We start from the raw sequence: 26,957 nt of genomic DNA, 5'->3' as shown, positions 1-26,957 counted from the left end.
CCCGACGGTTCAGGCGGTGCCGCTCTCGGCTGCCAGCCAGTCCACCACGGGGATGGTAGCGGGCAGCAAGGGGCCCACGTCCACCGGCGCCGATTGCCATGAGAAGGCCTGGCCCTCGCGGCCAACCAGCTCGCCCGTCCACGCAGTGACCTTGCAGAAATGCAGGCGCACATAGGCATGCGGGTAATCATGCTCCAGCACGTGCCAGCGCACGCTGGCGCCCACCTCGATGCCGAGCTCCTCATGCAGCTCGCGCGCCAGCGCCTCTTCCACCGATTCGCCCGGCTCCAGCTTGCCGCCCGGGAACTCCCAGTAGCCTTCATAGGGCTTGCCCGCCGGCCGCTGCGCCAGCAGGAAGCGCCCGTCGGGCTGCACCAGCACGCCAACGGCAACCTCGGTCACCTTGCGCGCCGGCGCCGCCGCATCAGTCACCTGCGACGCCTCGCTCATGCCTGGCCGTCCTGCGCCGAGGCCATATAAGGCTTGCCATGCTTACCGCCCCAGTCGCGGGCGAACTGCCAGGCCACCCGCCCTGAGCGCGAGCCGCGCTCCAGCGCCCACACCAGCGCATCGCCACGCGCGGCAGCGATATCTTCGGCGCTGCAGCCAAAGTGCCCTAGCCAGTGGCCGACGATGGCCAGGTACTCGTCCTGCTTGGGCGGGTAGAACGACAGCCACAGCCCGAAGCGCTCGGACAGCGAGATCTTTTCCTCCACCACTTCGCCGGGATGGATCTCGCCATCGTCGGTGTGCCGGTAGGTCTCGTTGTCCTTCATGTACTCGGGCAACAGATGGCGGCGATTGGAGGTAGCGTAGATCAGCACATTGTCCGACTGCGCGGCCACCGAGCCGTCCAGCGCCGACTTCAGCGACTTGTAGCCCGACTCGCCTTCTTCGAACGACAGGTCGTCGCAAAAGATGGCAAAACGCTCGGGACGCCCCGACAACTGCTCGACGATATCGCCGAGGTCGCCCAGGTCATCCTTGTCCACTTCCACCAGGCGCAGGCCATCCTTGACGAAGGCATTGAGGCAGGCCTTGATCAGCGAGGACTTGCCGGTGCCGCGCGCGCCTGTCAGCAACACGTTGTTGGCCGGCAGGCGCTGCACGAACTGGCGCGTATTGGCCACGATGGCATCCTTCTGCCGCTCGATGTTCTTCAGGTCGTCGAGATGGATCGGCGGCAGCTGGCGGATCGCCTGCAGGTAGCCAATGTTGCCGAACAGGCTCTGCCGCTTGCGCCAGCGGAAGGCGACGGCCTGCTCCCAGTCAGCGTCGGTCAGCTGGGGCGGCAGCCATTGTTCAAGGCGGGCGAGGAAACTATCGAGGCGGGCAGCAAGATCTGACATGGCGGCTTGGGGGAAAAGCGGATCGTTGGCAGGAGAGCGAGGGGCTGGCGTGCCGTGCCCGCGCTGGCGGGAACGGCACGCAATGCGTGCCGGGCCGGTGCTTACGAACGATAGTCCGCGTTGATCGAAACGTAGTCGTGCGACAGGTCGCAGGTCCAGACCGTGGCGGTGGCGTCGCCACGGCCCAGCGCGATGCGCACGGTGATTTCGGCCTGCTTCATCACACGCTGGCCGTCTTCCTCACGATACTCGGGGTTGCGGCCACCATCGCGCGCGACCAGGACATCGTCCAGCCACAGATTGACGCGCTCCACGTCGAGATCGTCCACGCCGGCATAGCCCACCGCGGCCAGGATGCGGCCCAGGTTGGGGTCCGAGGCGTAGAAGGCGGTCTTGACCAGCGGCGAATGCGCCACCGCGTAGGCGATCAGGCGGCATTCGGCCACGTCCTTGCCGCCCTCGACCTGGATGGTCATCAACTTGGTGGCGCCTTCGCCATCGCGCACGATCATCTGCGCCAGTTCCTGCGACAGGTCGGTCAGCGCGGCACGCAGGGCCTCGAAGTCCGCACCCTCGGCACGGTCGACGGCCGGCGCGCCGGCCTTGCCGCTGGCGATCAGCACGAAGGAGTCATTGGTCGACGTGTCGCCATCGATGGTGATGCTGTTGAAGGAGTGATCCGCCGCGTACGACACCAGCGCCTGCAGCACATCCTGCGACACGGTGGCATCGGTGGCGACGAAGCCGAGCATGGTGGCCATATTGGGGCGGATCATGCCCGCGCCCTTGCTGATGCCGGACAACGTCACGGTCTTGCCGCCGATCTGCACGGTGCGCGAGGCGGCCTTGGGCTGGGTGTCGGTGGTCATGATCGACTCTGCTGCGGCCAGCCAGTTGTCGGGCTTGGCATTGGCGATGGCGGCAGGCAGCGCGGCGGTGATGCGGTCCACCGGCAGCGGCTCGAGAATCACGCCCGTCGAGAACGGCAGCACTTGCTCGGGTGCAATGCCGAGCTGCGCGGCCAGCGCATCACAGGTGGCGCGCGCATTGGCCAGGCCCGGCTCGCCGGTGCCGGCATTGGCGTTGCCGGTGTTGACCACGATCGCGCGGATGCCCTTGCCGGCGGCCAGGTGCTCGCGGCAGACCTGCACCGGTGCGGCGCAGAAGCGGTTGCGGGTGAACACGCCCGCCACGGTGCTGCCTTGGGCAACGCGCACCACCAGCACGTCCTTGCGGTTGGCCTTGCGGACACCCGCTTCGGCCCAGCCGAGCTCGACGCCGGCGACAGGTTTCAGGTTTTCTGCCAGCGGCAGGGGCAGGTTGACGGCCATGTGCGTTCCTCTATGCGTTCGACGTTGCTGGTTTTGCTGTTTCTGCTGCTGCCAGACGGCGGCGCTTTCTATTGAATGCGCCGCCCCTGACGAACATGCCCGCTTGCGCGGGCATGTTTGCTGACTTCACGGTGCGCGGCTTAGCTGAGCTTGCCGTGGCACTGCTTGAACTTCTTGCCGGAGCCGCATGGGCAGGGATCGTTGCGCCCCACCTTGGCCATGCCCGCGGCTTCCGCCGCGGCGGCGTAGGCAATGCCGGCGCGCTCGGGCGCGCTGCTGCCCACGCTCTCCGCGCCCTGCGTGGCCTCGTCGAACTCCTCGTGCTTGTACTGCACGTTGGCGAGGTGCGACAGGCCTTCCTCGATCTGCTCCGAGGCTTGCTCGAGCTCTTCCGGCGACTGGATCTGCACGTTGAAGATCACGCGGGTGACTTCCACCTTGATCACGTCCAGCAGGCGGGCGAACAACTCGAACGACTCGCGCTTGTATTCCTGCTTGGGATCCTTCTGCGCATAGCCGCGCAGGTGGATACCCTGGCGCAGGTGATCCAGCGCGGCCAGGTGCTCACGCCAGTGCGTATCGATGCTTTGCAGCATCACCGAACGCTCGAAGCCGGCAAACGATTCGCGGCCAACCTGCTTGACCTTGGCATCGTAGCGCTCGTCGGCCGCGTGCATGATCTTGTCCAGCAGCACCTCGTCCTCGATGCTCTGGGCGGCCTCGATGGTCGCGGCCAGCGGCACGTCCAGGGACCATTCCTCGCGCAGCTTGGTCTCCAGGCCCTTGATGTCCCACTGCTCTTCCATGGTGTCGGCCGGCACGTGGTCGCGGAACATCTCGACCAGCACGCTCTGGCGCAGGTTCTTCACCATCTCGCCAACGTCTTGCGACTCGAGCACCTCGTTGCGCAGCTTGTAGATTTCCTTGCGCTGGTCGTTGGCCACGTCGTCGTACTGCAGCAGCTGCTTGCGGATATCGAAGTTGCGGCCTTCCACCTTGCGCTGGGCGGATTCGATCGAGCGCGTGACGATGCCCGCTTCGATCGGCTCGCCTTCCGGCATCTTCAGGCGCTCCATGATGGCGCGCACGCGGTCGCCGGCGAAGATGCGCAGCAACTGGTCGTCCAGCGACAGGTAGAAGCGGGACGAGCCCGGATCGCCCTGACGGCCGGCACGGCCGCGCAGCTGGTTGTCGATACGGCGCGACTCATGGCGCTCGGTGCCCACGATATGCAGGCCGCCGGCGGCCTTGACCTGCTCGTGCAGCGACTGCCACTCGCCTTCCAGATGGGCGATGCGCGCGGCCTTGTCGGCCTCGGAGAGGCTTTCGTCGGCTTCAATGAAGCCAGCCTGCTTCTCCACGTTGCCGCCCAGCACGATGTCGGTGCCACGGCCCGCCATGTTGGTGGCGATGGTGATCATCTTGGGGCGGCCCGCCTGCGCCACGATCTCGGCCTCGCGCTCGTGCTGCTTGGCGTTAAGCACCTGGTGCGGCAGCTTGGCCTTGTCGAGCAGGCCGGACAGGTATTCCGAGGTCTCGATCGAGGTGGTGCCCACCAGCACGGGCTGGCCGCGCTCGTAGCAGTCGCGGATATCGCGCACCACGGCGTCGTAGCGTTCGTTCGAGGTCTTGTAGATCTGGTCCTGGAAGTCCTTGCGCTGGGCGCCACGGTTGGTGGGGATGACCACCACTTCCAGGCCGTAGATCTCCTGGAATTCGTAGGCTTCCGTATCGGCCGTGCCGGTCATGCCGGACAGCTTCTCGTACATGCGGAAGTAGTTCTGGAAGGTGATCGTCGCCAGCGTCTGGTTTTCCTGCTGGATCGTCACGCCTTCCTTGGCTTCCACGGCCTGGTGCAGGCCGTCGGACCAGCGCCGTCCGGTCATCAGGCGGCCGGTGAACTCGTCGACGATGACAACTTCGTCGTTCTGCACCACATAATGCTGGTCGCGATGGAACAGGCTCTGCGCGCGCAGCGCGGCGTAGAGGTGATGCATCAGCGTGATGTTCTGCGGCGCATAGAGCGATTCGCCCTCGCCGATCAGGCCTTGCTGCATCAGGATCTCTTCGGCCTTCTCGTGGCCCGCCTCGGTCAGGTAGACTTGGTGGCCCTTTTCGTCGACGAAGTAGTCGCCCGGCTTCTCGACGCCGGTGCCGTCGGCCTTTTCCTCGCCGATCTGGCGCACCAGCAGCTTGGGCACGCCGTTCATGCGCTGGTACAGGTCGGTCTGGTTCTCAGCCTGGCCCGAGATGATCAGCGGAGTGCGCGCTTCGTCGATCAGGATCGAGTCCACCTCGTCGACGATGGCGTAGTTCAGCGGACGTTGCACGCGCTGGCCAGGGTCGTAGACCATGTTGTCGCGCAGGTAGTCGAAGCCGAACTCGTTGTTGGTGCCGTACGTGATGTCGGACGCATAGGCAGCAGCCTTCTGGTCATGCGGCATCTGCGACAAATTCACGCCGACCGACAGGCCGAGGAAGTTGTACAGGCGCCCCATCCACTCGGCGTCACGCTGGGCCAGGTAGTCGTTGACCGTGACAACGTGCACGCCGCGGCCGGTAATGGCATTGAGGTACACCGGCAGCGTCGCGGTAAGGGTCTTGCCCTCGCCGGTGCGCATTTCAGCGATCTTGTTGTCATTGAGCACCATGCCGCCGATCAGCTGGACGTCAAAGTGGCGCATCTTCATGATCCGCTTGCTGGCCTCGCGGCACACCGCGAAGGCCTCGGGCAGCAACGCCTCGAGCGACTCCCCGGCGGCGTGGCGCTGCCGGAAAATCTCGGTCATGCCACGCAGGTCGTCATCCGAAAGTGCCTCGAACTTCGGTTCCAGCGCATTGATCTGCGCGACGGTCCTGCCATATTGTTTGATCAGCCGTTCATTACGGCTGCCGAAGACTTTCTTGAGAAGGCCCGTGATCATCGATTGCTTTCACCTACGCGAGTGGTACGCCGCCGTGGTACGCACTAGGGCGGCCTAGCCGCCGGCTTGGCCGGCTGCCCAGGGCGGACCGCGCGAGGAAATAGGAAGATTGGCGCAAAACGCCGAGTTTATCACGCGCGCGGGTCACGACCGGAACCAAGCGGCAGGTCAAACGCTGTGCAAACCACACCACGCATCCCCCGCCACTTGACGGCCCGGACACAACCCGCGCATCCAATCCTTCCGACATCGGGGCGACGCCGCGGTTCTTCAACGGATGAGATTGCGATCGGTGGGGTCCGGCGCCTGGGCAACCTGGGCTGGTGCAGGCTTGGCGATGGCCAGGAAGCGATTCGGGTTTTGCGGCACACCGTCCACATGCACCTCGAAATGCAGGTGCGCGCCGGTGGAGCGCCCGGTGGAGCCTACCAGAGCGATCTGCTGGCCAGGCTTGACAAGGTCGCCGGCCTTCACCTGCAGCCTGAACGCGTGCGCATAGCGGGTCTTGAGGCCGTTGCCGTGGTCGATGTCGATCAGGTTGCCATATTCTGGGTGCCATTCCGCCGCGACCACCACGCCGCCGGCCGCCGCCACGATCGGGGTGCCCGTGGGTGCCGAAAAATCCACACCATCATGCGGGGTGCGGCGCCCGGTGAACGGGTCGAAACGCCAGCCGAAGCCGGATGCATCGTAGCCGCTCGCCACCGGCAGCACGCGCGGGACACGGCGGCTCTCGCTCTGGCGGTCCAGCAAGGTGCTCGCCACCGCGTCGAAATAGTCCGCGTGCTGCTCGGCCTGGTCCGACAGGCGCGCCAGCGCAAGCTGCAGCTCCGGCAGGCTCGAGGTGCGCGACTGCGCGGATGCGGCCAAGCCGCCGCGCCCGGGCGGCTGCTGGAAGTTGAACTCCTTGGGCGCGATGCCGGCCAGCCCCGAGACCCGCTCGCCAAGCGCGTCCAACCGCACCATCCGGGCCTGGATCTCGCCCACGCGGGTCGCGAGCACATTGAGGTTGGCCCGCAGGTAAGCGTCGTCGCCTGGTGCCCGGGCCGGCGCTGCGATGCCCGAGCGGGCCACGGCCCAGGTCAGGGCCGACGACACCAGCGCGACGACCAGGCACAGCAACGCGATGCCGGCAAGGACCTTGCTCCGCGACAGGGTGAAATGGCGAACACGCGGTAGGCGTGGGTGAAGCAGGATGATCTGCATGGCGCAACTCCTTCTCATGCCTGGCCGGCGCAAGCCGGGCAGCCGCGACGCATAAGCCGCCGCACTGACGCGAACGGCACGCTAGAATGCGCGCATGCGCATGTTTACCCATTACGCCCTCCAGACGCCCGCCGCCAAGCCGCTTAACGACTGGCTGGATAAGGCTGGCCCAGTCTCGGCCCTGATGCAGACGGCACGGGAACTGGCGGTACTGGAGGCTGAGGTGCTATCGCTCCTGCCGCGCGGACTGCAGGATGGCATTGCTGTAGCCGGCGTCAAGCAAGACGCCCGCGGCATCGGGCAAGGCCAGTCGGAGCGAACTTTGCTGTTGCTTGCCGCCCATGGGGCCGCAGCGGCACGAGTCCGACAAGTGGTTCCTACGCTACTTTCCAGGCTGCAACAGCGGGGATCGCAGATTACCGCAATCCGGGTGAGGGTACAACCGGAGGTCGGGCGGCAGAGCGATTGGGACACCGGGCCGGTGGTGAAGCCCAAGGTCGCGCGGATGTCGGCAACCGGCTTGTCCAGCCTGACCCAGCTGGCCCAGGAACTGCCCGAGTCGCCGTTGCGCGATGCACTGAATACGCTGTTGTCACACCATCGGTGAAAGGTGAAAGCGCCGGCGGGCGCTGATACCTGAAGCGCAAGCCTGTTCGACGCCCAAACGTAAAAAAGCCGGCCTGGAGACCGGCTTTCACATAGGACCGTGCAGCGGCCCTGAACTCCCTTCCCGCGCTACGCGAACGCCGGCGCCAACTGCGGCAGGAACGCTGGCGGCGCATCCTCGACGCGCTCGAACGTCACCATCTCGTAGGCTTCCTGATCGGCCAGCAACGCGCGCAACAACTGGTTGTTCAGGCCGTGCCCGGACTTGTTGGCGATATACGCGCCAATCAGCGGATGCCCGACCACGTACAGGTCGCCAATCGCATCCAGGATCTTGTGGCGCACGAACTCGTCGCCGTAGCGCAGTTCTTCGTTGTTCAGCATGCGGTGCTCGTCGAGCACGATCGCATTGTCCAGGCTGCCGCCGCGCGCCAGGCCCATCTCGCGCAGGGCTTCCACTTCATGGGCAAAGCCGAAGGTGCGGGCGCGGGCGATTTCGCGCACATAACTGGTGTCGGCGAAGTCGATGGCGAAGGTCTGGCCGGTCTTGTCCACCGCGGGATGGCGGAAATCGATGGTGAACGCCAGCTTGAAGCCAAAGAAGGGCTCCAGCCGCGCCAGCTTGTCGCCTTCACGCACTTCCACGGCTTTCTTCACGCGGATGAAACGCTTGGGCGCCGATTGCTGCTCGATCTCGGCCGACTGCAGCAGGAAGACGAAAGACGCGGCGCTGCCGTCCATGATGGGGATTTCTTCGGCGTCGACATCCACATAGAGGTTGTCGATGCCAAGGCCCGCGCAGGCGGACATCAAATGCTCCACGGTCGAGACGCGCGCGCCGTCCTTCTGCAGGACCGACGCCAGGCGCGTGTCGCCAATGGCTGACGCGCTCGCGACGATTTCGACCGCTTCGGGCAGGTCGACGCGGGTGAATACGATGCCAGTATCCACCGGGGCCGGGCGCAGCGTCAGCGTCACTTTACGGCCCGAGTGCAAACCAATGCCAACGGTCTTGACCAGGGATTTGATGGTGCGCTGTTTTAGCATGACAGTCTCAGCTATTATTAAAATCTATCAAGTACACTTTCTAATATAGCGATTTTACCATTGCTTCGTTTGCTGCGCTGCGTCACTTTGTTTCGGTGTGTTAGCAAGAAGAAATAAATCACAATAAATGCACAAAAAATCACTTTAGTGACCTGTACTGACACACGCTCGTATTACGCGCGCAACGCAGCCAGCACGGCTTCAGCGCTGCTGACCTTGAACTCGCCGGGCGCTTCAAGCCACAGATGGGACACCACGCCATCGTCAAGCACCATGGCATAGCGCTTGGAGCGTATGCCCATGCCGCGTGCGGTCAGGTCTTGCTCCAGGCCCAGCCGGCGGGTCCATTCGGCGCTGCCGTCGGCCATCATGCGCACACGGCCGCCGGTCTGCTGCTCGCGGCCCCAGGCGCCCATGACAAAGGCGTCGTTGACCGATACACACCAGATCTCGTCCACCCCGGCGGCGCGCAGCGCGTCGGCCTGCGCGACAAAGCCTGGCACATGCTTGGCGGAGCAGGTCGGCGTAAAGGCACCGGGCAGGCCGAACACCACGATCTTGCGGCCACGCGCGAGTTCCAACGCCGAGAAGGAACTGGGCCCAAGGGCGCAGCCGCCGGTTTCGACCTCAAAGAACTCATTCAGCGTGGCGTCCGGCACACGCGCTCCAATAGCGATCATGTTGTGTCTTCCTGTCTCGGTAAAAACCCTGTTTAGCATCATAGTGCGCCCGCCGCGGGTGCCCAAGGCGGTTCACCGTCCGTTACTTCGTCGGAATCCTCCGACAAGGCGGTACCCAGGCTCTTACGCAGGGAGCATCGGGCGGCTCGCGCCACGTGGCACACGACGCCTACATCACTTGAAGGCGGCTTCTCATGCTGCGGGCCGCACTGTTCTTGAAATAAATTCGCGCGCCGATCTTGCGATCGACGCGCGGACGACGGCACATCCCGGCCGGGAGGGGCGGGAGACCAGTCCGGGGAGGCGGCCGGAGGCACGCCTGTCCCGGCGACGGGATGCAGCCTGAGCGTCAGCGAAAGGGCAGCCTGGCTGGTTGCCGCTCAGTCCGAAACCACCGGGCGGAACACGAGCGTAGGGAGCGCTTGCGTGTTTCGCTGGTCCGGGGTCGCGGCCTGATGGCAACCGGCCCTGCCGGCACCTTGCCGAGCCAACTCAGTCCGCCTGCTTGCGCAGGAAGGCCGGGATGTCGTACGTATCCACACCCTTTTCCTGCAGCGCAGCCACGTGGGCGGACGCAGACTCGCGCGAGCTGCGCCATACCGCCGGCGTGTCCAGATTGCTGTAGTCCGGCGCGCTGCTGTGGCTTACGCCCACGTTGCTGGTCATGTTGCCCATCATCTGCACCGGCATGTTGTCGGTACCGGTCTTGAGCAGGGTCATCGGCTGTTGCTTCTTGGCCGAACGGCCCAGGCCCGTCGCCACCACGGTCACGCGCAGTGCATCGCCCATGGCGTCGTCGTACACCGTGCCGAAGATCACGGTGGCATCTTCCGCGGCGTAGCTGCGGATGGTGTTCATGACTTCCTTGGTTTCCGACAGCTTGAGCGAGCGGCTGGCCGTGATGTTGACCAGCACGCCGCGTGCGCCCGACAGGTCCACGCCTTCCAGCAGCGGGCTGGCGACAGCCTGCTCGGCAGCCAGGCGGGCGCGGTCAACGCCCGACACGGTGGCCGTGCCCATCATGGCCTTGCCCTGCTCGCCCATGACCGTCTTCACGTCTTCGAAGTCGACGTTCACCAGGCCATCGACATTGATGATCTCGGCAATGCCGGCAACCGCGTTGTGCAGCACGTCGTCGGCGCACTGGAAGCACTTGTCCATCTCGGCGTCATCGCCCATCACTTCGAACAGCTTTTCGTTGAGCACAACGATCAGCGAATCGACGCAGGACTCCAGCTCGCCCGAGCCAGCTTCCGCCACCTTGGCGCGGCGCGCGCCTTCGAACTCGAAGGGCTTGCTGACCACGCCCACGGTCAGGATGCCCATTTCCTTGGCAACCTGGGCCACGACCGGGGCAGCGCCGGTACCGGTGCCGCCACCCATGCCGGCAGTGATGAAGACCATGTGCGCACCACGCAGCGAGTCGGCGATCTGCTCGCGCGCCTGATCTGCACAGTTGCGGCCGACCTCCGGCTTGGCGCCGGCCCCCAGGCCGGTGTTGCCGAGCTGCAGCACGCGCGAAGCGCTGGAGCGCTTGAGCGCCTGCGCATCGGTGTTCATGCAGATAAATTCGACGCCTTGCACGCCACGGCTGATCATGTGCTGCACAGCGTTACCGCCCGCGCCGCCCACGCCGATCACCTTGATGATGGTGCCGTCCTGCAATTCCGTTTCGATCATGTCAAAGTCCATCACTGCCTCCAAGAAGAATCAGCCGCCAAACGCTGCAGCCTCCCCGCCGCAACCCTTGGTTACTGAACAAGAAACCATCAAAAAACTGCGTGTTCAACGGCCTGCCCGCCATTCGGTGGACAGGCCCGCCATTCAATCCAGTGCAATCCAGTCGCCTGCAACGTTCAGAAGTTGCCGACGAACCATTCCTTCATGCGGGTCCACACCTGCTTGACCGAGCCGCTCTGCACCGCCACCTTGCGCCCGCGCATGCGCTGCACGCGGCCTTCGAGCAGTAGTCCCATTACGGTCGAATAGCGCGGACTCTTTACTACTTCGTGCAAATTTCCGCGATATTCCGGCACGCCGACCCGAACCGGCTTGAGGAAGATGTCCTCGCCCAGTTCCACCATGCCCGGCATCATCGCGGTGCCGCCGGTGATCACGACCCCCGACGACAGCAATTCCTCATAGCCCGACTCGCGCACCACCTGGTGCACCAGCGAGTACAACTCCTCGATACGCGGCTCGATCACGGCCGCCAGCGCCTGGCGCGATAGCGAACGCGTGCCGCGGTCGCCAACGCCAGGGACCTCGATCATGTCTTCCGGGTCGGCGATGGCCTGCTTGGCGATGCCGTACTGGATCTTGACGTCCTCGGCATCGGGCGTGGGCGTGCGCAGCGCCATGGCGATGTCGTTGGTGATCTGGTCGCCGGCGATGGGGATCACGGCCGTATGCCGGATCGCGCCTTCGCTGAAGATGGCGATATCGGTGGTGCCGCCACCGATATCGACCAGCACCACGCCGAGTTCCTTCTCGTCCTCGGTCAGCACCGCCAGGCTGGAAGCCAGCGGCTGCAGGATCAGGTCGTGCACCTCCAGGCCGCAGCGGCGCACGCACTTGACGATGTTCTGCGCCGCGCTGACCGCGCCGGTGACGATATGCACCTTCACTTCCAGGCGGATGCCGCTCATGCCGATCGGCTCGCGCACGTCCTCCTGGCCGTCGATGATGAATTCCTGCGTGAGGATGTGCAGGATCTGCTGGTCGGTCGGGATATTGACCGCCTTGGCGGTCTCGATCACCCGGGCCACATCGGTCTGGGTGACCTCCTTGTCCTTGATCGCCACCATGCCGCTGGAATTGAAGCTGCGGATATGGCTGCCGGCGATGCCGGTAAACACCTCGGAGATCTTGCAGTCGGCCATCAGCTCAGCCTCCTCCAGCGCACGCTGGATGGACTGCACGGTGGCCTCGATATTGACCACGACCCCTTTCTTCAGACCCTTGGACTCTGACTGGCCCATCCCGATCACTTCGTAGCTGCCGTCGGGGCGCAACTCCGCCACCACCGCGGCCACTTTGGAAGTGCCGATATCGAGACCGACCAGTAGGTCCTTGTATTCCTTGCTCATCGGTTTTTCTCCGCGTTCTTGCTCTTGAGTCGCGTCGGATTGTTGTTCGGATTGGTGCTGGCGTTCGTGTTCGCGCTGGTGCTCGTGCTGGAACCGGCTGCTCTCGCCTTGGCCGCCGCTGCTGCCTGGGCGTCGGTCAGGAAGCGCACGTTAGCCGCGCGAATCGCGAACCCGTTGGGGTATCGCAGGTCCGCATACTCGATCTGCTTGCCCCACTGCTCCGTGACCTGGGGCCAGGCCACCACGAAGCGCTTGACGCGCTGGTCCATGGCGTCGCGCTCCTCGTCGTTCTGTTCACGGCCAAGCTCCACCACCATGCCGTTGGAGAGCTTGGCGCGCCAGGCGTAGCGGGACGACAGCGTGACCGCCAGCGGCTCCACCTTCAGCGGCTTGAACCACTCGCGCATGACTTCGAGCTTGTCCACCACGTCGCCCTCGCTGTCCGGCGGGCCATCGAGTGCGAGCAACTGGGCATCTTCCTCGGCTTCGGCCGGATTGGCGACGAAAACTTCACCATAAGTGTTGATCAGGCGGCCACTGTCGGCATTGCCCCACGTACCAAGGGCTTCGTGCTCCTCGACCTCGACCGCCAGCCCGTTGGGCCATTCGCGCCGCACGCTGGCACGGCGCACCCAGGGTACCGACTCGAAGATCTGGCGCGCCTCGTTCAGGTCCAGCGTGAAAAAGCTCCCCGACAGCTTGCCCAGGGCGTTGGCGCGCACGCTCGGCGCATTGACATGGCGCAGGGTGCCGCCTTCCATCGACACCAGCTCGACGTGGGTAATGGCAAACACCGGCCGCTGCGCCAGCCATAGCAAGCCGGCCGCGAACGCCATCATCGCCACCAGCGCGTAGAGCGTGGAGGCGATCAGGTTAAGCAGGCGAGTGTTGTGCCACATGGCGTTGGGTTGTCCCGGTTCCGGTCAGTCAGGGTTCAGTGTTGGCTCGGTCTATGCTCAATCGGGCTTCCAGGCCGCACTGGGATGCAGGTCCAGCGTGGCCGCGGCAATCACCTGCATGACGAAGTCCTCGTAGCTGATGCCCACCGCGCGCGCGGCCATCGGCACCAGCGAATGGCCGGTCATGCCGGGCGAGGTATTCATCTCGAGCAGGTAAGGCTTGTTGTCGGCGCTGAGCATCACGTCGGCGCGCGCCCAGCCGCGGCAACCCAGCACGCGGAAGGATTGCACCGCCAGGCGCCGGACTTCGGCTTCCACGTCGGCCGGCAGGCCCGACGGGCACAGATACTGGGTATCGTCAGTAAAGTACTTGTTTTGATAGTCGTAGTTCGCGCCGGGGGCAACGATGCGGATCACCGGCAGCGCTTCGGCGGTGGCGCCCTCCCCCACGATCGGGCAGGTCAGCTCCGCGCCGTCGATAAAGGTTTCGGCGATCACGTCGTTGTCCAGCGCCGCGGCCTTCTCGAAGGCGGCACGCATCTGGCCGGCTTCGGTCACCTTGGTCAGGCCAATGGACGAGCCCTCGCGCGCCGGCTTGACGATGAGGGGCAGGCCCAGGTCGGTCACCACGGCATCGAAATCGGTATCGGCGTGCAGCATGGCGAAGCGCGGCGTGGGCAGGCCGTGCGTGGTCCACAAGCGCTTGGTGGCCTGCTTGTCCATGGCCAGCGCCGAGGCCAGCACGCCGCTGCCGGTATAGGGCACGCCGAGTTGCTCGAGCAGGCCCTGGATGGTGCCGTCTTCACCGTAGCGGCCATGCAGGGCAATAAAGACGCGGTCAAAGCCAGCCGTGGCCAGTTCGGCCACCGACTGCAGGCCGGGATCGAAGGCATGGGCATCGACGCCGCGCGAGCGCAGCGCTGCCAGCACGCCGTTGCCCGACAGCAGCGAGATCTCGCGTTCGGCCGAGCGGCCGCCGAGCAGCACGCCAACCTTGCCCAGCGCCTTGGGATCGATATTGGGATGGGCGACGAAGCTCATGCCTGCCCCCCGGCTTGCTGAGAAACCAGTTGTCCGGGCACGGTACCAATCGTGCCCGCGCCCATCGTCACCACCACATCGCCGGGACGCACGGCGTTCAGGATAGCCTGCGGCATTTCGTCGATCTGCTCCACAAAAACGGGTTCAACCTTGCCTGCCACGCGCAGCGCGCGCGTCAGCGCGCGGCCATCGGCGGCCACGATCGGGGCTTCGCCGGCGGCATAGACCTCCGCCAGCAGCAGCGCATCCACGGTGCCCAGCACCTTGACGAAGTCCTCGAAGCAGTCGCGCGTGCGGGTATAGCGGTGCGGCTGGAACGCTAGCACCAGCCGGCGCCCCGGGAACGCACCGCGCGCGGCGGCCAGCGTCGCGGCCATCTCGACCGGATGGTGGCCGTAGTCGTCCACCAGCGTGAAGGTGCCCGCGCTCTTGGCCTCGCCCGGCTCGATAGTGCCGACGCAGGCCACTTCGCCATAGCGCTGGAAGCGGCGTCCCACCCCGTGGAACTCGCGCAGCGCCTTGACGATGGCGGCGTCCGGCACTTCCAGCTCGGTCGCGATGGCAATCGCCGCCAGCGCGTTCTGGATGTTGTGCATGCCCGGCAGGTTCAGCACCACCTCCAGCGGCGCCTCGGCGTGTCCGTTCAACTGGCGCAGCACGGTGAAATGCATCTGGCCGTCGACGGCGCGGGCATTGACCGCGCGCACCTGCGCATCTTCGGCAAAGCCGTAGCGCACGATCGGCTTGGACACGAACGGCATGATCTCGCGCACGTTGGGGTCGTCCACGCACAGCACCGCGATGCCGTAGAACGGCAGGCGCTGGGTGAACTCCACGAACGCCTGCTTGAGCCGGGCAAAGTCATGCCCGTAGGTGTCCATGTGGTCGGCGTCGATGTTGGTGATGACCTCGATCACCGGGAACAGGTTCAGGAACGAGGCATCCGACTCGTCAGCCTCGGCCACGATGAAGTCGCCCGTGCCCAGGCGCGCGTTGGCGCCCGCCGAGTTGAGCCGGCCGCCGATCACGAAGGTGGGATCGAGTCCGCCTTCGGCCAGCACCGACGCCACCAGGCTGGTGGTGGTGGTCTTGCCATGCGTGCCGGCGATGGCCACGCCCTGCTTCAGGCGCATCAGCTCGGCCAGCATCACCGCGCGCGGCACCACCGGGATGCGCTTGGCGCGCGCGGCCAGCACCTCGGGGTTGTCGTTGGTCACGGCGGTGGACACCACCACGGCGTTGGCGCCGTTGACGTTGGCGGCATCATGCCCGTGCATCACGGTCGCGCCGAGCGACGCGAGGCGCCGCGTGGCGGCATTGCTGCCCACGTCGGACCCTGAGACCTTGTAGCCCAGGTTCAATAGGACCTCGGCGATGCCGCTCATGCCGGCGCCGCCGATGCCTACGAAATGGATGTTCTTGACGATGTGCTTCATGAATCCGTTGGTTCAATCCCTGGCCATCTGGCTGCAGATCTCCGCCACGCGCCGGGTCGCTTCGGGCTTGGCAAGACCGCGCGCCTGATGCGCCATCTCTCTGAGTCGGGGCCGCGACAGCGAGGCCAGCGTCTGCGCCAGCCCGCTCGCGGTCAGTTCGTTCTGTTGGACCAGCAAGGCGGCATCCTGGGTCGAGAGGAATTCCGCATTGGTGGTCTGGTGGTCATCGACCGCATGCGGGAACGGCACGAACAGTGCCGCCACGCCTGCCGCCGCCACCTCCGACACGGTCATTGCGCCCGCGCGGCAGATCACCAGATCCGCCTCTGCGTATGCCGCCGCCATGTCGTCGATAAAAGGCAAGGCTTCCGCCGCCACGCCGGCGGCCTGGTAGTTGGCGCGCAGCGTGTCGATCTGCTTCGCGCCGGCCTGGTGCTTGACCAGCGGGCGCTCGCCTTGCGGCAGCAGCGCCAGCGCCTTGGGCACGACCTCGTTGAGCGCCGCCGCGCCCAGGCTGCCGCCCACCACCAGCAGCCGCAGCGGGCCGGTGCGGCCGTCGTAGCGCGCCTCGGGCGCCGGCATGCGCGCCACTTCGTCGCGCACCGGGTTGCCGGTCCACTCGCTGTCCGGCAGGGCATTCGGAAACGCGCACAGCACCCGGTCCGCGACCTTGGCCAGCACCTTGTTGGCCAGCCCGGCAATCGAGTTCTGCTCGTGCAGCACCAGCGGCCGCCCCAGCAGCGAGGCCATCATGCCGGCGGGGAACGTAATATAGCCGCCCATGCCCAGCACCACGTTGGGCCGCACCCGGCGCAGCGCCTGCAGGCTTTGCCAGAAGGCGCGCAACAGGTTCAGCGGCAGCATCAGCTTGGTCAGCGGGCCCTTGCCGCGCAGGCCGCCAAACTGGATGAACTCCATCGGGATGTCGTACTTGGGCACCAGCGTGGCTTCCATGCCGGTGCGGTTGCCCAGCCATACCACCCGCCAGCCCTGCTCACGCAGCGCGCGCGCGACCGCCAGCCCGGGGAAGACGTGCCCCCCGGTGCCGCCAGCCATCACGAGCAAGGTGCGCGGTGCGGTCATACTTTCCCTCCGCGCATCATTGAATGGTTCTGGCTACGGCCGCTGCGCTTAACTTCCTGCTTACGCAGGAAGTTAGCCTCCGCCGGAACCAAGTGATGCTGCGCTACGGTCATACCTTCCCTCCGCGCATCATCACCCGATTCTCATAGTCGATACGCAGCAGGATCGCCAGCGCCACGCAGTTCATCAGGATGCCCGAGCCGCCGTAGCTCACCAGCGGCAAGGTCAGCCCCTTGGTGGGCAGCAGGCCCAGGTTCACGCCCATATTGATAAAGGTCTGCCAGCCAACCCAGATGCCGATGCCCTTGGCCACCAGGCCGGCAAAGGTGCGGTCGAGCTGCAGGGCGGTGCGGCCGATCTCGAAGGCGCGGCGCACCATCCAGTAGAACAGCACGATCACCACCAGCACGCCCACAAAGCCGAACTCCTCGCCAATCACAGCGAGGATGAAGTCGGTATGCGCCTCGGGCAGGTAGTGCAGCTTCTCGATGCTGCCGCCCAGCCCCACCCCGGTCCACTCGCCGCGGCCGAAGGCGATCAGCGAATGGGTGAGCTGGTAAGCCTTGCCCAGCGCGTTGGCTTCTTCCCACGGGTTCAGATAGGCGAAGATCCGCTCGCGCCGCCAGGGTGACGCCGTGATCAGCAGCGCAAAGGCGCCCACCGCCACGCCAACCAGGCCGGCGAACAGCTTGCCGTTGATGCCACCGAGGAAGAGGATGCCCATGGCGACGGTGGCCACCACCAGGAAGGCGCCCATGTCGGGCTCCAGCAGCAGCAGCATGCCGACCACCACCACGGCCACGCCCATCGGCAGGAAGCCCTTGCCCACGTTCTGCATCCACTCCTGCTTGCGCACGGTGTAGTTGGCGGTGTACAGCACCACCGCCAGCTTCATGAACTCGGACGGCTGGAAGTTCATGATGCCCAGCGGAATCCAGCGCCGCGCGCCATTCACGCCCTTGCCCACGAACGGCACCAGCACGACGATCAGCATCACCAGCGCGATCACGAACAGCTTGGGCGCGTACTTATCCCAGAACTTGACCGGGATCTGGAAGGCCAGCAGTCCCATCGACAGCCCGATGAACAGCGCAAACGCGTGGCGCGCGAGGAAGTGGCTCTCGCGGTAGTTGGCATAGCGCGGCGAGTCAGGCAGCGCGATCGAGGCCGAATAGACCATCACAAGGCCAAGCGCGAGCAGCACGATCGCCACCCACAGCAGTGGCTGGTCGTATTCCATCATGCGCGAGCGCGTCGGCTTGACGCCGGACACCGCATCGCGCAAGCCGCCCCAGGCGTTGCCGATGGTGGCCCCGATAAAGCCGCTACGCTTGACCTGTGCGTCGCTCATGGCACGATCCCCCTGGACATCGCCAGTTCTTCCACCGCGGCGCGAAAGACTTCGGCACGGTGCACATAATTACGGAACATGTCGAGGCTGGCGCACGCCGGCGACAGCAGCACGGCGTCGCCGCCCTGCGCTGCGCTGGCAGCCAGCGTGACCGCCTGCTCCAGCGTGGCGGCATCGGCCAGCGTGACCCCGGTGTCCTGGAGCGCGCGGCGCAGCTCGCCGGCATCCTTGCCGATCAGCACCACGGCGCGCGCGTACTGCGCCACCGGCGCGGCCAGCGGCGAAAAATCCTGTCCCTTGCCTTCCCCGCCGGCAATCAGCACCACCCGCTTGTCCAGGCCGGACAGCGCGGCGACGGTGGCGCCCACATTGGTGCCCTTGCTGTCATCGAAGAACTCGACATCATCCACCGTGGCGACCCACTCCACACGGTGCGGCTCGCCGCGGTACTCGCGCAGGCCATGCAGCAACGCGTTCATCGGCAGGTCGATGGCGCGGCACAGCGCCAGCGCGGCCATGGCGTTGGTAGCGTTGTGCATGCCACGGATATGCAGCGCATCGGCCGGCATCAGGCGCTTGTGGCGCACCGGCACGGCTTGCTCGCTCTCGGCGGCCGCGGCCTTGCGGCGGCGCGGCTTGTTCTCGCCTTCGGCTTCGCTATCGGGCTCGGCCACCACCAGCCAGGGCATGCCGCCCTCGCGTTGGACGCCGAAGCAGCCCGGGAATTCGGGCAGATCGGTGCCGAAGGTCACCAGTGCGCTGGCCGGGCGGGCCATTTCCAGGCTGAGACGGTCGTTGCGGTTCAGGATCTGCAGGCAGCCGGCTTCGCCGGCCGCCGGCGCCGGGCCGAAGATCCGAGCCTTGGCGGCGGCATAGGCTTCCATGCTGCCGTGCCAGTCAAGATGGTCCTGGGTGATGTTGAGCACCGTGGCCGCGTGCGGCGCCAGCGTATGCGTGGTCTCCAGCTGGAAGCTCGACAGTTCCAGCACCCAGACCTCGGGCAGCGTGGCCGAGGCAATGCAGGCGGCCAGCTTGTCCAGCGCCGACGGACTGATATTTCCCGCCACCGCCACGCTCTTGCCGGCGCGCTCCACCAGGCGGCCGGTCAGCGCGGTAGTGGTGGTCTTGCCGTTGGTGCCGGTGATGGCCAGCAGCTTCGGCGCGTAGCCCGACTCTGCCCGCAGATGCGCGAGCGCGCGCGCGAACAGCTCGATTTCGCCCCATACTGGAATGCCACGCTCGCGCGCCACTGCCAGCAGCGCGGCGGTATCGCTCTCCAGCGGCGACAGGCCAGGGCTGATCGTCACCAGTTCGATGCCGTCGAGCAGCGCTTCGGCCAGGGCGCCGCCATGAAACTCGGCCGAGGGCAGCTCGGCCTGCAGGAAGACCAGGTTGGCGGGAGCCTCGCGCGTGTCGGCAACGCGCACGGGGGCACCATACAGGCCGCACCAGCGCGCCATCGCCAGCCCCGATTCGCCGAGGCCCAGCACCAGCACATGAGGTTTTTGCAACTCGCCAAACACTTCGATTCCCGCCTTTCTTGCGTTACTGCGTTAATAGATACGGATACGCGCTGGTTTCAGCGCAACTTGAGCGACGACAGCCCGATCAGCACCAGCAACATGGTGATGATCCAGAAGCGCACCGTCACCTGCGTTTCCTTCCAGCCGGACAATTCAAAGTGGTGGTGCAGCGGCGCCATCTTGAACAACCGCCTGCCCTCGCCATAGCGCCGCTTGGTGATCTTGAACCAGCCCACCTGCAGCATCACCGACAACGTTTCCACCACGAAGATGCCGCCCATCACGAACAGCACAATCTCCTGGCGCACGATCACTGCCACCGTGCCCAGCGCGCCGCCCAGCGCCAGCGCGCCAACGTCGCCCATGAAGACCTGGGCCGGGTGCGCGTTGAACCAGAGGAAGGCCAGCCCCGCCCCCGCCAGCGCCGAGCAAAAAATCAGCAACTCGCCGGCCCCGGGAATATGCGGGAACAGCAGGTACTTGCTGTAGACCGAACTGCCCATCACGTAGGCAAACACGCCCAGCCCGCTGCCGACCAGCACCACCGGCATGATCACCAGGCCGTCCAGCCCATCGGTCAGGTTCACCGCATTGCTCGAACCCACGATCACCAGATAGGTCAGCACGATGAAGCCGGCCACGCCCAGCGGATAGCTCACTTCCTTGAAGAAAGGCACGATCAGGTTGGACTTGTAAGGCATGTCGAGCGATAAACCGCCTTCGACCCAGCCCAGGAACAGGTCCCACACCCGCACATTGCTGCTTTCCGATACCGAAAACGCCAGGTAGACCGCGGCCACCAGGCCGATCAGGGTCTGCCAGAAAAACTTCTCGCGGCTCGACATGCCGCGCGGATCGCGATAAACCACTTTGCGGTAGTCATCCACCCAGCCGATCGCGCCGTAGCCCAGGGTCACCAGCATCACGACCCAGATAAAGCGATTGCCCCAGTCGCACCACAGCAACGTGGAGATGGCGATCGACACCAGCACCAGCACGCCGCCCATGGTGGGCGTGCCGGCCTTGACCAGGTGCGACTGCGGGCCGATGGTGCGCACCGCCTGGCCGATCTTGAGTTCGGTCAGCTTGCGGATCACCCACGGCCCAAGGCCGAGCCCGATCAAAAGCGCGGTGAGGTTAGCCATCACCGCGCGGAAGGTCAGGTAGTTGAAGACCCGCAGGAAGCTGTAGTCGTTTTGCAGCCACTGGGCCAGAGCCAATAACATCGTGTGTCCGTATTCCTTTCGACAACCACCCAGCGGCGCCGGGCTATCTGATTGATTGCGTAAATAACTGTTGATGACGATTAATGCGCGGGAGTGTTTGCGACCAGCGCATTGACCATCCGTTCCATCCGCATGAACCGAGATCCCTTCACCAGTACCGCGCTTGCTGCCGCCACGGCACCGTCCTTGTCTTGCGCCAACGCCTGGGCGAGGTCCTCGGCCCGCTCGAAATACCGGGCTGTGGCGCCGAATGCCTGCACGGCGTGCACCATGGCCTCGCCGGTTGCCCACAGCGCCTCGATGCCGCGCGCGTTCGCGTAGGCGCCGATCTCCGTGTGAAAGGCCGGCCCCTGGTCACCCACTTCACCCATGTCGCCCAGCACCAGCAAACGCGGCGCGGCAAACCCGGCCAGCACGTCGATGGCCGCACGTACCGAATCGGGATTGGCGTTGTAGCTGTCATCGATCACCAGCGTGCCGCCGGTGGCATGCTTGACCTGCAGCCGGCCCTTGACCGCGGCAAACCCGGCCAGCCCCTGCTGGATCGCCTCGATGCCGACGCCCGCGCCCAGCGCGCAGGCGATCGCCGCCAGCGCGTTGCGCACGTTGTGGGTGCCAAGTACCGACAGGCGGACCTCGAACGCAGCACCAGGCGCGCTGACCTGCATCACTTGCACGCCGTCGTCCAGAGCCACATCGGCGCGGACATCGGCGCTGGCATCCAGGCCAAACGACAGCACGCGGCGCGCACCGGCTGCCTGGCGCCAGATGCCGGCATGCGCGCCGCCGCCTTCGGCGTCGAGCGGGAACACCGCCACGCCGTCTGCGGGCAACGCCGCAATCGCCGCGGCGTGTTCATGCGCCACGGCCTCCACGTTCACCATGAACTCCTGGTGCTCGCGCTGCGCGTTGGTCACCACCGCCACGGTAGGCTGTGCGATGCTGGCCAGGTAGACGGTCTCACCCGGGTGGTTCATGCCGAGCTCGAGCACGGCGAGCCGGTGCACGGCGGACAGCCGCAGCACGGTCAGCGGCAGGCCGATATCGTTGTTCAGGTTGCCGCCCGTTGCTAGGCGGGCGCCCTCCCCTACCGCCGCCGCGAAGATCGCGGCGATCATCTCCTTGACGGTGGTCTTGCCGTTGCTGCCCGTCACCGCGACCGCGGGCAGGCTGAAACGGCGGCGCCAGCCGGCGGCCAGCTGGCCCAGCGCCAGGCGGGTATCGGGCACCACGATGGCGGAAATGCCAAGCGCGGCGTCGGGCTCACGGTCCACCAGCACCGCGGCGGCGCCACGCGCCACCACGTCGGCCAGGAAATCGTGCGCATCGAAGCGCTCGCCCTTGAGCGCGACAAACAGGTCGCCGGGCTGGACCGTGCGGCTGTCCGTCAGCACGCGCGAGAACGCCCGGCTGGCTGCGCCATCGGGCCCGGAAAGACGCGCGCCGGCGATCCAGCCGGCGGCTTGCTGCAAATCGGTCATGGTGTATTGCGTCATGCTGACACCCCACGCGTGCCCAGCGTCAGCCGGACATGCTCGCGGTCGGAGAAAGGCCGCTTGCGGCCCTGCACCTCCTGGGTGGCTTCGTGCCCCTTGCCGGCCACCAGCACCACATCGGCTACGGTGGCGTGCTTGATGGCATACAGGATGGCGGCTGCGCGGTCCTCGATCAGGTGCGCGCGGCTGCGATCCGCCATGCCGTCGGCAATGGCGTTCAGGATGTCTTGCGGGTCTTCGCTGCGCGGGTTGTCGCTGGTCAGCACCACCTCGTCGGCAAGCCGCTCGGCCACTTCGCCCATCAGCGGGCGCTTGATCGGGTCGCGGTCGCCGCCACAGCCGAACACGCACCACAGCCGGCCCTTGCGGGCCTGGGCCACGGGGCGCAGCGCGTCCAGCGTCTTTTCCAGTGCATCCGGGGTGTGGGCATAATCGACCACTGCCAGCGGCCCGTCCTGGCCGCCATGGCTGCCGCCGAACAACTCCATGCGGCCATCGACCGGCTTGAGCGTGCGCAGCGCGTCGATGGCAGCGTCCCAGGCAATGCCGTTGGCCAGCGTGGCGCCCAGCACGGCGAGCAGGTTGCTGACATTGAAAGCGCCGATCATCGGCGTGCTGACATCGGCGCTGCCAAAGCTGCCATCCACATGGAAGGCCGTGCCGGCAGCGGTGGCGCGCACGTTGGTCGCGCGCAGCCACTGGCCTGCCTTGCGGGTCGGGCCGGCCGCGCCATCGATGCCGTACTCGATCACCGGCGCGGCGAGCGCGGGGCCGACCAGCAGGCGACCACCCATGGCGTCGTCGCGGTTGATCACGGCGGCACGCAGGCCGGGCCATTGGAACAACAGGGCCTTGGCCGCCTCGTATTCGGCCATGGTGCCGTGGTAGTCGAGATGGTCCTGGGTCAGGTTGGTCAGCACCGCCACCGCGAAGTGCGTGCCGGCCACGCGGCCTTGCTCCAGGCCGTGCGAGGACACTTCCATGGCGACCGCGCGCGCGCCGGCGCCATGCAGCGCGGCCAGGCTGTCCTGCAGCTGGACGGCGTCGGGCGTGGTGAAGCCGGTCGCCGTGAGCGCATCAGGAAACCCGGTGCCAAGCGTGCCGATGGTGGCGCAGCGCTTGCCCGCGACCTGCAGCACGCGCGCCAGCCACTGGCAGCACGACGTCTTGCCATTGGTACCGGTAATGCCGGTCACGGCGAGATCGCGCGCGGCGTTGTCATACCAGCCGGCGGCAATCGGGCCGGCGAGCTGGTGCAGGCCCGACACGCCAAGATGCGGCACGCCTTCGCCATGCGGCCAGGCGAAACCATCGGCCTCAAAGACCACGGTGCTGGCGCCACGGGCAATCGCCTGAGCAATATGGGGGCGGCCATCGGTCGACAGGCGCGCATTGCCCAGCACATAGGCAAGGAACACGTCGCCCTGGGCCAGCCGGCGCGTGTCGCCCGTCAGCTTGGCGCCGGCGGGCGCGTGCTGGCGCAGCCAGGCCAAGGCATCGCCAGCCAGCGCGGCCACTTCGAGAGGGAGCAGCGTCCGGGTCATTGCGTCGCGCTCCACGGTTCGCTTTCCTGCACCTTGTCGCTCACGACCAACTGCCGGATCGGCGAATCCGGTTGCACATTGAGGGCGCGCAGCGCGCCGCCGGTAATCGCGGAGAAGGCCGGGCCCGCCGCAGCGCCACCATAGTGGCTGCCGGAGGTAGGCTCATCCACGCTCACGGCCACGATCACGCGCGGGTTGGACATCGGCGCCAGGCCGATGAAGGAAGCCCTGTACTTGCTGCGGTCGTAGCCGCGGCCCACGTGCTTGTACGCCGTGCCCGTCTTGCCGCCAACCCGGTAGCCCATCACCTGGGCTTCGGGCGCAGTGCCGCCAGGCGCCGTCACTGTCTCCAGCATGGCCCGCACCTGGCGCGCCACCTCGGGCGACAGCACGCGCTCGCCAGTGACCGGGCCCTGGTTCCGGAACATGGTGACCGGGATCAGTTCGCCATCATGGGCGAAGATGGTGTAAGCGTGGGCGATCTGGAACAGCGACACCGACAGGCCGTAGCCATAGGACATGGTCGCCTGTTCGATGGGCCGCCAGCTCTTGTACGGGCGCACCCGTCCGGCCACGGCGCCGGGGAAGCCGATCTTGGGCGCCTGGCCCAGACCCACGCTCATATACATATCCCACATTTCCTGCGGCTTGAGCAGCATCGAAATCTTGGTCGTGCCGATGTTGCTGGACTTCTGGATGATGCCGGCCACGGTCAGCGCCCCGTAGTTGTGGGTGTCGCTGATGGTGGCGCCTTCGTAATTGAACTTGCCCGTCGTGGCAAATACCGTCGACGGCGTGACACGCTTGAGCTGCAGCGCCAGGCCGATCGTGATCGGCTTCATCATCGATCCCGGCTCGAAGGTGTCGGTCAGGACCCGGTTGCGCAGCTGCTCGCCCGACAGGCGGGTGCGGTCGTTGGGGTTGTAGGTCGGCCAGTTGGCCAGCGCCAGCACCTCACCGGTCTGCGCGTCGAGCACCACAGCGCTGGCCGCCTTCGCCTTGCTGCGCTCGACGATGGCCTTGACCTCGTTGTAGGCCAGGTACTGGATCTTGGCGTCGATGGAGAGCTGCTGGTCCTCGCCGTCGCGCGGCGTCTTGAGGATGCCCACATCCTCCACCACGCGGCCAAGGCGGTCCTTGATCACCTGGCGCGCGCCGGACTTGCCGGCCAGCACGCCCTCGCGTGCCAGCTCCACGCCTTCCTGGCCGCGGTCTTCGACATTGGTAAAGCCGACGATGTGCGCCATCGCCTCGCCTTCCGGATAGAAGCGCTTGTATTCGCGGGTCTGGTGAATGCCTTCGATCTTGAGCGCGGCGATCTTGTCCGCGACATCCGGCAGCACCTGGCGCTTCAGGTAGACGAAGCTCTTGTCTTCCGTGAATTTGCGGCGCAGTTCCTTGTCGCTCATGTCGAGCAGCTTGCTCAACTGGCGGATCTTGTCAGCGTCGATCTCGTCGGGCACGTCCTCCGGGACCGCCCAGATGGCCTTCACGGGCAAGCTGGTCGCCAGCACCAGCCCATTGCGGTCGAGGATCTTGCCGCGCGTTGCGGGCAGCTCGAGCGTGCGCTGGAAGCGCTTCTTGCCTTCGGCCTCGTAGAACTGGTTGCCCGGACCCTGGATCCAAAGCGCGCGCCCAGCCAGGGCGACGAAGGCGGCGAACATCATGAACACCACCAGCTTCGAGCGCCACATCGGCAGGCGCAGGCCAAGCACGGGGCTAGCGGCGAACTGGCCGGTGCGCGGGCGCGAAGGGTTGCCGCGCTGGGCGTTTTGCGAGGGCCGGGCGATGGTCATGGCTTACTCCCCTCGGGTGCTGCAGCCGCGGGCGCGCTGGCGGGCGGCGCGTCCAGCACCACGCCGGCCAGGTATTGGGTCCTGCCGGGAAGCACCGGCGTCATCTTCAGCTGTGTCCGGGCTGCGTCCGCGATGCGCGCGCTCTTGCCGAGCGAGCTCTGCTGGTACTGCAAGCGGGACCAGTCGATGTCGAGCTGCTTTTCTTCCGCCTGCGCGCGCTCGTGGGCAACGAACAGGGTGCGGGCCTGGTGCTGCGCGCTCACCAGCGAGAGCGCGCACAGCATCAGGGCAGCCAGCAGGAAGAAAGTCAGGCGGTTCATGGGCGGCCCGCCTTCTGAGTGGAGGCGGACGAAGGGGACGCCGGGGACGGCAGCTTCTCGGCCACGCGCATCACCGCGGAGCGGGCACGCGGATTGGCGGCAACCTCTTCGGCGCCCGGCTTGACCCGGCCGAGCAGCTTCAGCGTGGGCTGCGGCAGCTGGTCCGCGCGCAGGGGCGCGCGGCGCATGGCGGGATCGGCATTCTGCTGCGGACGGGCGTGCGCCTGCATGAACCGCTTGACGATGCGGTCCTCAAGCGAATGAAAACTGATGACCACCAGCCGCCCGCCTTCCTGCAATAAGTCGTAAGCGGCGCTCAGGCCGCTTTCGAGGTCCGCAAGCTCTTGATTGACGTGAATCCGTAGAGCCTGAAAGGTGCGGGTCGCAGGGTCCTGACCCTTCTCGCGTGTTTTGACGGCTTTCGCCACGAGCGAGGCAAGCTCGGCAGTAGTGGTAAGCGGTCCGCCATGGCCGGGTTCGCTCCGGCGAGCAACAACCGCCTTTGCAATCTGTACAGCAAACCGTTCTTCCCCATAGTCCCGTATCACCCTTGCGATGTCTTGCTCATCCGCTTGCGCCAGCCACTGCGCGGCGGTCATGCCGCGCGTGGTGTCCATGCGCATGTCCAGCGGTCCCTCGAAGCGAAAGGAAAAACCCCGCTCCGCGTCGTCGATCTGGGGTGAGCTGATGCCCAGGTCGAGCAATATCCCGGCGACCTTTCCGTGGCCCGCCAGCGCCGCCGGCATCTCGGCGAAGCTGGTGTGCTCAATGGAGAAGCGGGCATCCTTGATGGTGCCCGCCTCTGCGATTGCTGCCGGATCCTTGTCGAAGGCCACCAGTGCCCCGGCCGGGCCCAGCCGGGCCAGAATTGCCCGGCTGTGCCCCCCTCTGCCGAAGGTGCCGTCCACATAGACGCCATCGGGCCGCCAGACCAGGGCTTCGACAGCCTCGTCCAGCAACACGGTGCGATGGCGCAGGGCGGTGGTCCCCGGCGTTTGGGTTGAGCTCAT

At 66.1% G+C, this 26,957-nt stretch carries 22 protein-coding genes; 1 reads left to right on the top strand and 21 read right to left on the bottom strand.

Features of this window, described 5'->3' with window-relative positions; all coding sequences use genetic code 11:
- Positions 1 to 9: 9 nt before the first annotated feature.
- The 5 genes from AC1DQR_RS11530 to AC1DQR_RS11510 all read right to left on the bottom strand — a co-directional run bounded on the left by AC1DQR_RS11530 (position 10) and on the right by AC1DQR_RS11510 (position 6,810).
- Positions 10 to 450, bottom strand: a complete 441-nt coding sequence (locus AC1DQR_RS11530; RefSeq protein ID WP_183037048.1) for an NUDIX domain-containing protein — start codon at positions 448 to 450, stop codon at positions 10 to 12.
- The gene (locus AC1DQR_RS11525) at positions 447 to 1,349 is read right to left on the bottom strand and encodes an ATP-binding protein (protein WP_150986818.1); all 903 of its coding nucleotides are present in this window, start codon (positions 1,347 to 1,349) and stop codon (positions 447 to 449) included. The genes AC1DQR_RS11530 and AC1DQR_RS11525 overlap by 4 nt, the downstream gene beginning before the upstream one ends.
- Before the next feature lie 101 nt (positions 1,350 to 1,450).
- A complete protein-coding gene (gene argJ, locus AC1DQR_RS11520; RefSeq protein ID WP_416049740.1) occupies positions 1,451 to 2,680 on the bottom strand; it encodes a bifunctional glutamate N-acetyltransferase/amino-acid acetyltransferase ArgJ in 1,230 nt (409 codons plus the stop codon).
- A gap of 140 nt (positions 2,681 to 2,820) precedes the next feature.
- Entirely contained in the window at positions 2,821 to 5,604 is a 2,784-nt protein-coding gene (gene secA / locus AC1DQR_RS11515; RefSeq protein WP_416049741.1) for a preprotein translocase subunit SecA, read from the bottom strand.
- Between the two features lie 270 nt (positions 5,605 to 5,874).
- Complete coding sequence (locus tag AC1DQR_RS11510; RefSeq protein ID WP_416049742.1) at positions 5,875 to 6,810, bottom strand: M23 family metallopeptidase; 936 nt, start codon at positions 6,808 to 6,810, stop codon at positions 5,875 to 5,877.
- 94 nt (positions 6,811 to 6,904) lie between these two features.
- On the opposite strand from AC1DQR_RS11510, the gene AC1DQR_RS11505 reads away from it, so the two are divergent.
- Positions 6,905 to 7,417 (top strand): DciA family protein, encoded by a 513-nt coding sequence (locus tag AC1DQR_RS11505; protein ID WP_150986814.1) that lies wholly within the window; start codon positions 6,905 to 6,907, stop codon positions 7,415 to 7,417.
- A 128-nt stretch (positions 7,418 to 7,545) separates the two neighbouring features.
- Here AC1DQR_RS11505 and lpxC read toward each other — a convergent pair whose 3' ends face one another.
- The 16 genes from lpxC to rsmH all read right to left on the bottom strand — a co-directional run bounded on the left by lpxC (position 7,546) and on the right by rsmH (position 26,957).
- Positions 7,546 to 8,463 (bottom strand): UDP-3-O-acyl-N-acetylglucosamine deacetylase, encoded by a 918-nt coding sequence (lpxC, locus tag AC1DQR_RS11500; protein ID WP_150986813.1) that lies wholly within the window; start codon positions 8,461 to 8,463, stop codon positions 7,546 to 7,548.
- 173 nt (positions 8,464 to 8,636) lie between these two features.
- Positions 8,637 to 9,143, bottom strand: coding sequence for a redoxin family protein (locus AC1DQR_RS11495; RefSeq protein ID WP_477133056.1), 507 nt, complete (start codon positions 9,141 to 9,143; stop codon positions 8,637 to 8,639).
- A gap of 492 nt (positions 9,144 to 9,635) precedes the next feature.
- Positions 9,636 to 10,835 carry a cell division protein FtsZ gene (ftsZ, locus tag AC1DQR_RS11490; protein ID WP_006162527.1) on the bottom strand — a complete coding sequence of 400 codons (1,200 nt, stop codon included), beginning with the start codon at positions 10,833 to 10,835 and terminating at the stop codon, positions 9,636 to 9,638.
- A 164-nt stretch (positions 10,836 to 10,999) separates the two neighbouring features.
- Positions 11,000 to 12,232, bottom strand: a complete 1,233-nt coding sequence (gene ftsA, locus AC1DQR_RS11485; RefSeq protein ID WP_035875601.1) for a cell division protein FtsA — start codon at positions 12,230 to 12,232, stop codon at positions 11,000 to 11,002.
- Complete coding sequence (locus AC1DQR_RS11480; protein WP_416049743.1) at positions 12,229 to 13,131, bottom strand: cell division protein FtsQ/DivIB; 903 nt, start codon at positions 13,129 to 13,131, stop codon at positions 12,229 to 12,231. The genes ftsA and AC1DQR_RS11480 overlap by 4 nt, the downstream gene beginning before the upstream one ends.
- Positions 13,132 to 13,188: 57 nt before the next feature.
- The gene (locus AC1DQR_RS11475) at positions 13,189 to 14,172 is read right to left on the bottom strand and encodes a D-alanine--D-alanine ligase (RefSeq protein ID WP_416049744.1); all 984 of its coding nucleotides are present in this window, start codon (positions 14,170 to 14,172) and stop codon (positions 13,189 to 13,191) included.
- On the bottom strand, positions 14,169 to 15,608 hold the full coding sequence (gene murC, locus AC1DQR_RS11470) for a UDP-N-acetylmuramate--L-alanine ligase (RefSeq protein WP_416049745.1): 1,440 nt from the start codon (positions 15,606 to 15,608) through the stop codon (positions 14,169 to 14,171). The genes AC1DQR_RS11475 and murC overlap by 4 nt, the downstream gene beginning before the upstream one ends.
- 12 nt (positions 15,609 to 15,620) lie before the next feature.
- Positions 15,621 to 16,691: an undecaprenyldiphospho-muramoylpentapeptide beta-N-acetylglucosaminyltransferase gene (murG, locus tag AC1DQR_RS11465; protein WP_416049746.1), complete on the bottom strand. Its 1,071-nt coding sequence runs from the start codon at positions 16,689 to 16,691 to the stop codon at positions 15,621 to 15,623.
- A gap of 109 nt (positions 16,692 to 16,800) precedes the next feature.
- Positions 16,801 to 18,042 carry a putative lipid II flippase FtsW gene (gene ftsW / locus AC1DQR_RS11460; protein ID WP_006162532.1) on the bottom strand — a complete coding sequence of 414 codons (1,242 nt, stop codon included), beginning with the start codon at positions 18,040 to 18,042 and terminating at the stop codon, positions 16,801 to 16,803.
- Entirely contained in the window at positions 18,039 to 19,565 is a 1,527-nt protein-coding gene (murD, locus tag AC1DQR_RS11455) for a UDP-N-acetylmuramoyl-L-alanine--D-glutamate ligase (RefSeq protein WP_416049747.1), read from the bottom strand. Before murD ends, ftsW begins: the two co-directional genes overlap by 4 nt.
- Before the next feature lie 56 nt (positions 19,566 to 19,621).
- Positions 19,622 to 20,791, bottom strand: coding sequence for a phospho-N-acetylmuramoyl-pentapeptide-transferase (mraY, locus tag AC1DQR_RS11450; RefSeq protein WP_017227540.1), 1,170 nt, complete (start codon positions 20,789 to 20,791; stop codon positions 19,622 to 19,624).
- Between the two features lie 80 nt (positions 20,792 to 20,871).
- Positions 20,872 to 22,287, bottom strand: coding sequence for a UDP-N-acetylmuramoyl-tripeptide--D-alanyl-D-alanine ligase (locus AC1DQR_RS11445; RefSeq protein ID WP_416049748.1), 1,416 nt, complete (start codon positions 22,285 to 22,287; stop codon positions 20,872 to 20,874).
- Positions 22,284 to 23,831, bottom strand: coding sequence for a UDP-N-acetylmuramoyl-L-alanyl-D-glutamate--2,6-diaminopimelate ligase (locus AC1DQR_RS11440; RefSeq protein WP_416049749.1), 1,548 nt, complete (start codon positions 23,829 to 23,831; stop codon positions 22,284 to 22,286). Before AC1DQR_RS11440 ends, AC1DQR_RS11445 begins: the two co-directional genes overlap by 4 nt.
- The gene (locus AC1DQR_RS11435; protein ID WP_150986803.1) at positions 23,828 to 25,627 is read right to left on the bottom strand and encodes a peptidoglycan D,D-transpeptidase FtsI family protein; all 1,800 of its coding nucleotides are present in this window, start codon (positions 25,625 to 25,627) and stop codon (positions 23,828 to 23,830) included. The genes AC1DQR_RS11440 and AC1DQR_RS11435 overlap by 4 nt, the downstream gene beginning before the upstream one ends.
- Positions 25,624 to 25,947, bottom strand: a complete 324-nt coding sequence (ftsL, locus tag AC1DQR_RS11430) for a cell division protein FtsL (protein ID WP_043349840.1) — start codon at positions 25,945 to 25,947, stop codon at positions 25,624 to 25,626. The genes AC1DQR_RS11435 and ftsL overlap by 4 nt, the downstream gene beginning before the upstream one ends.
- Positions 25,944 to 26,957 carry a 16S rRNA (cytosine(1402)-N(4))-methyltransferase RsmH gene (gene rsmH / locus AC1DQR_RS11425; RefSeq protein ID WP_416049750.1) on the bottom strand — a complete coding sequence of 338 codons (1,014 nt, stop codon included), beginning with the start codon at positions 26,955 to 26,957 and terminating at the stop codon, positions 25,944 to 25,946. Before rsmH ends, ftsL begins: the two co-directional genes overlap by 4 nt.

Source organism: Cupriavidus sp. 05L411, from assembly GCF_056398045.1.
Note: the sequence above shows the minus strand (reverse complement) of the source record. Positions and strands in the feature narration are given on the sequence as shown.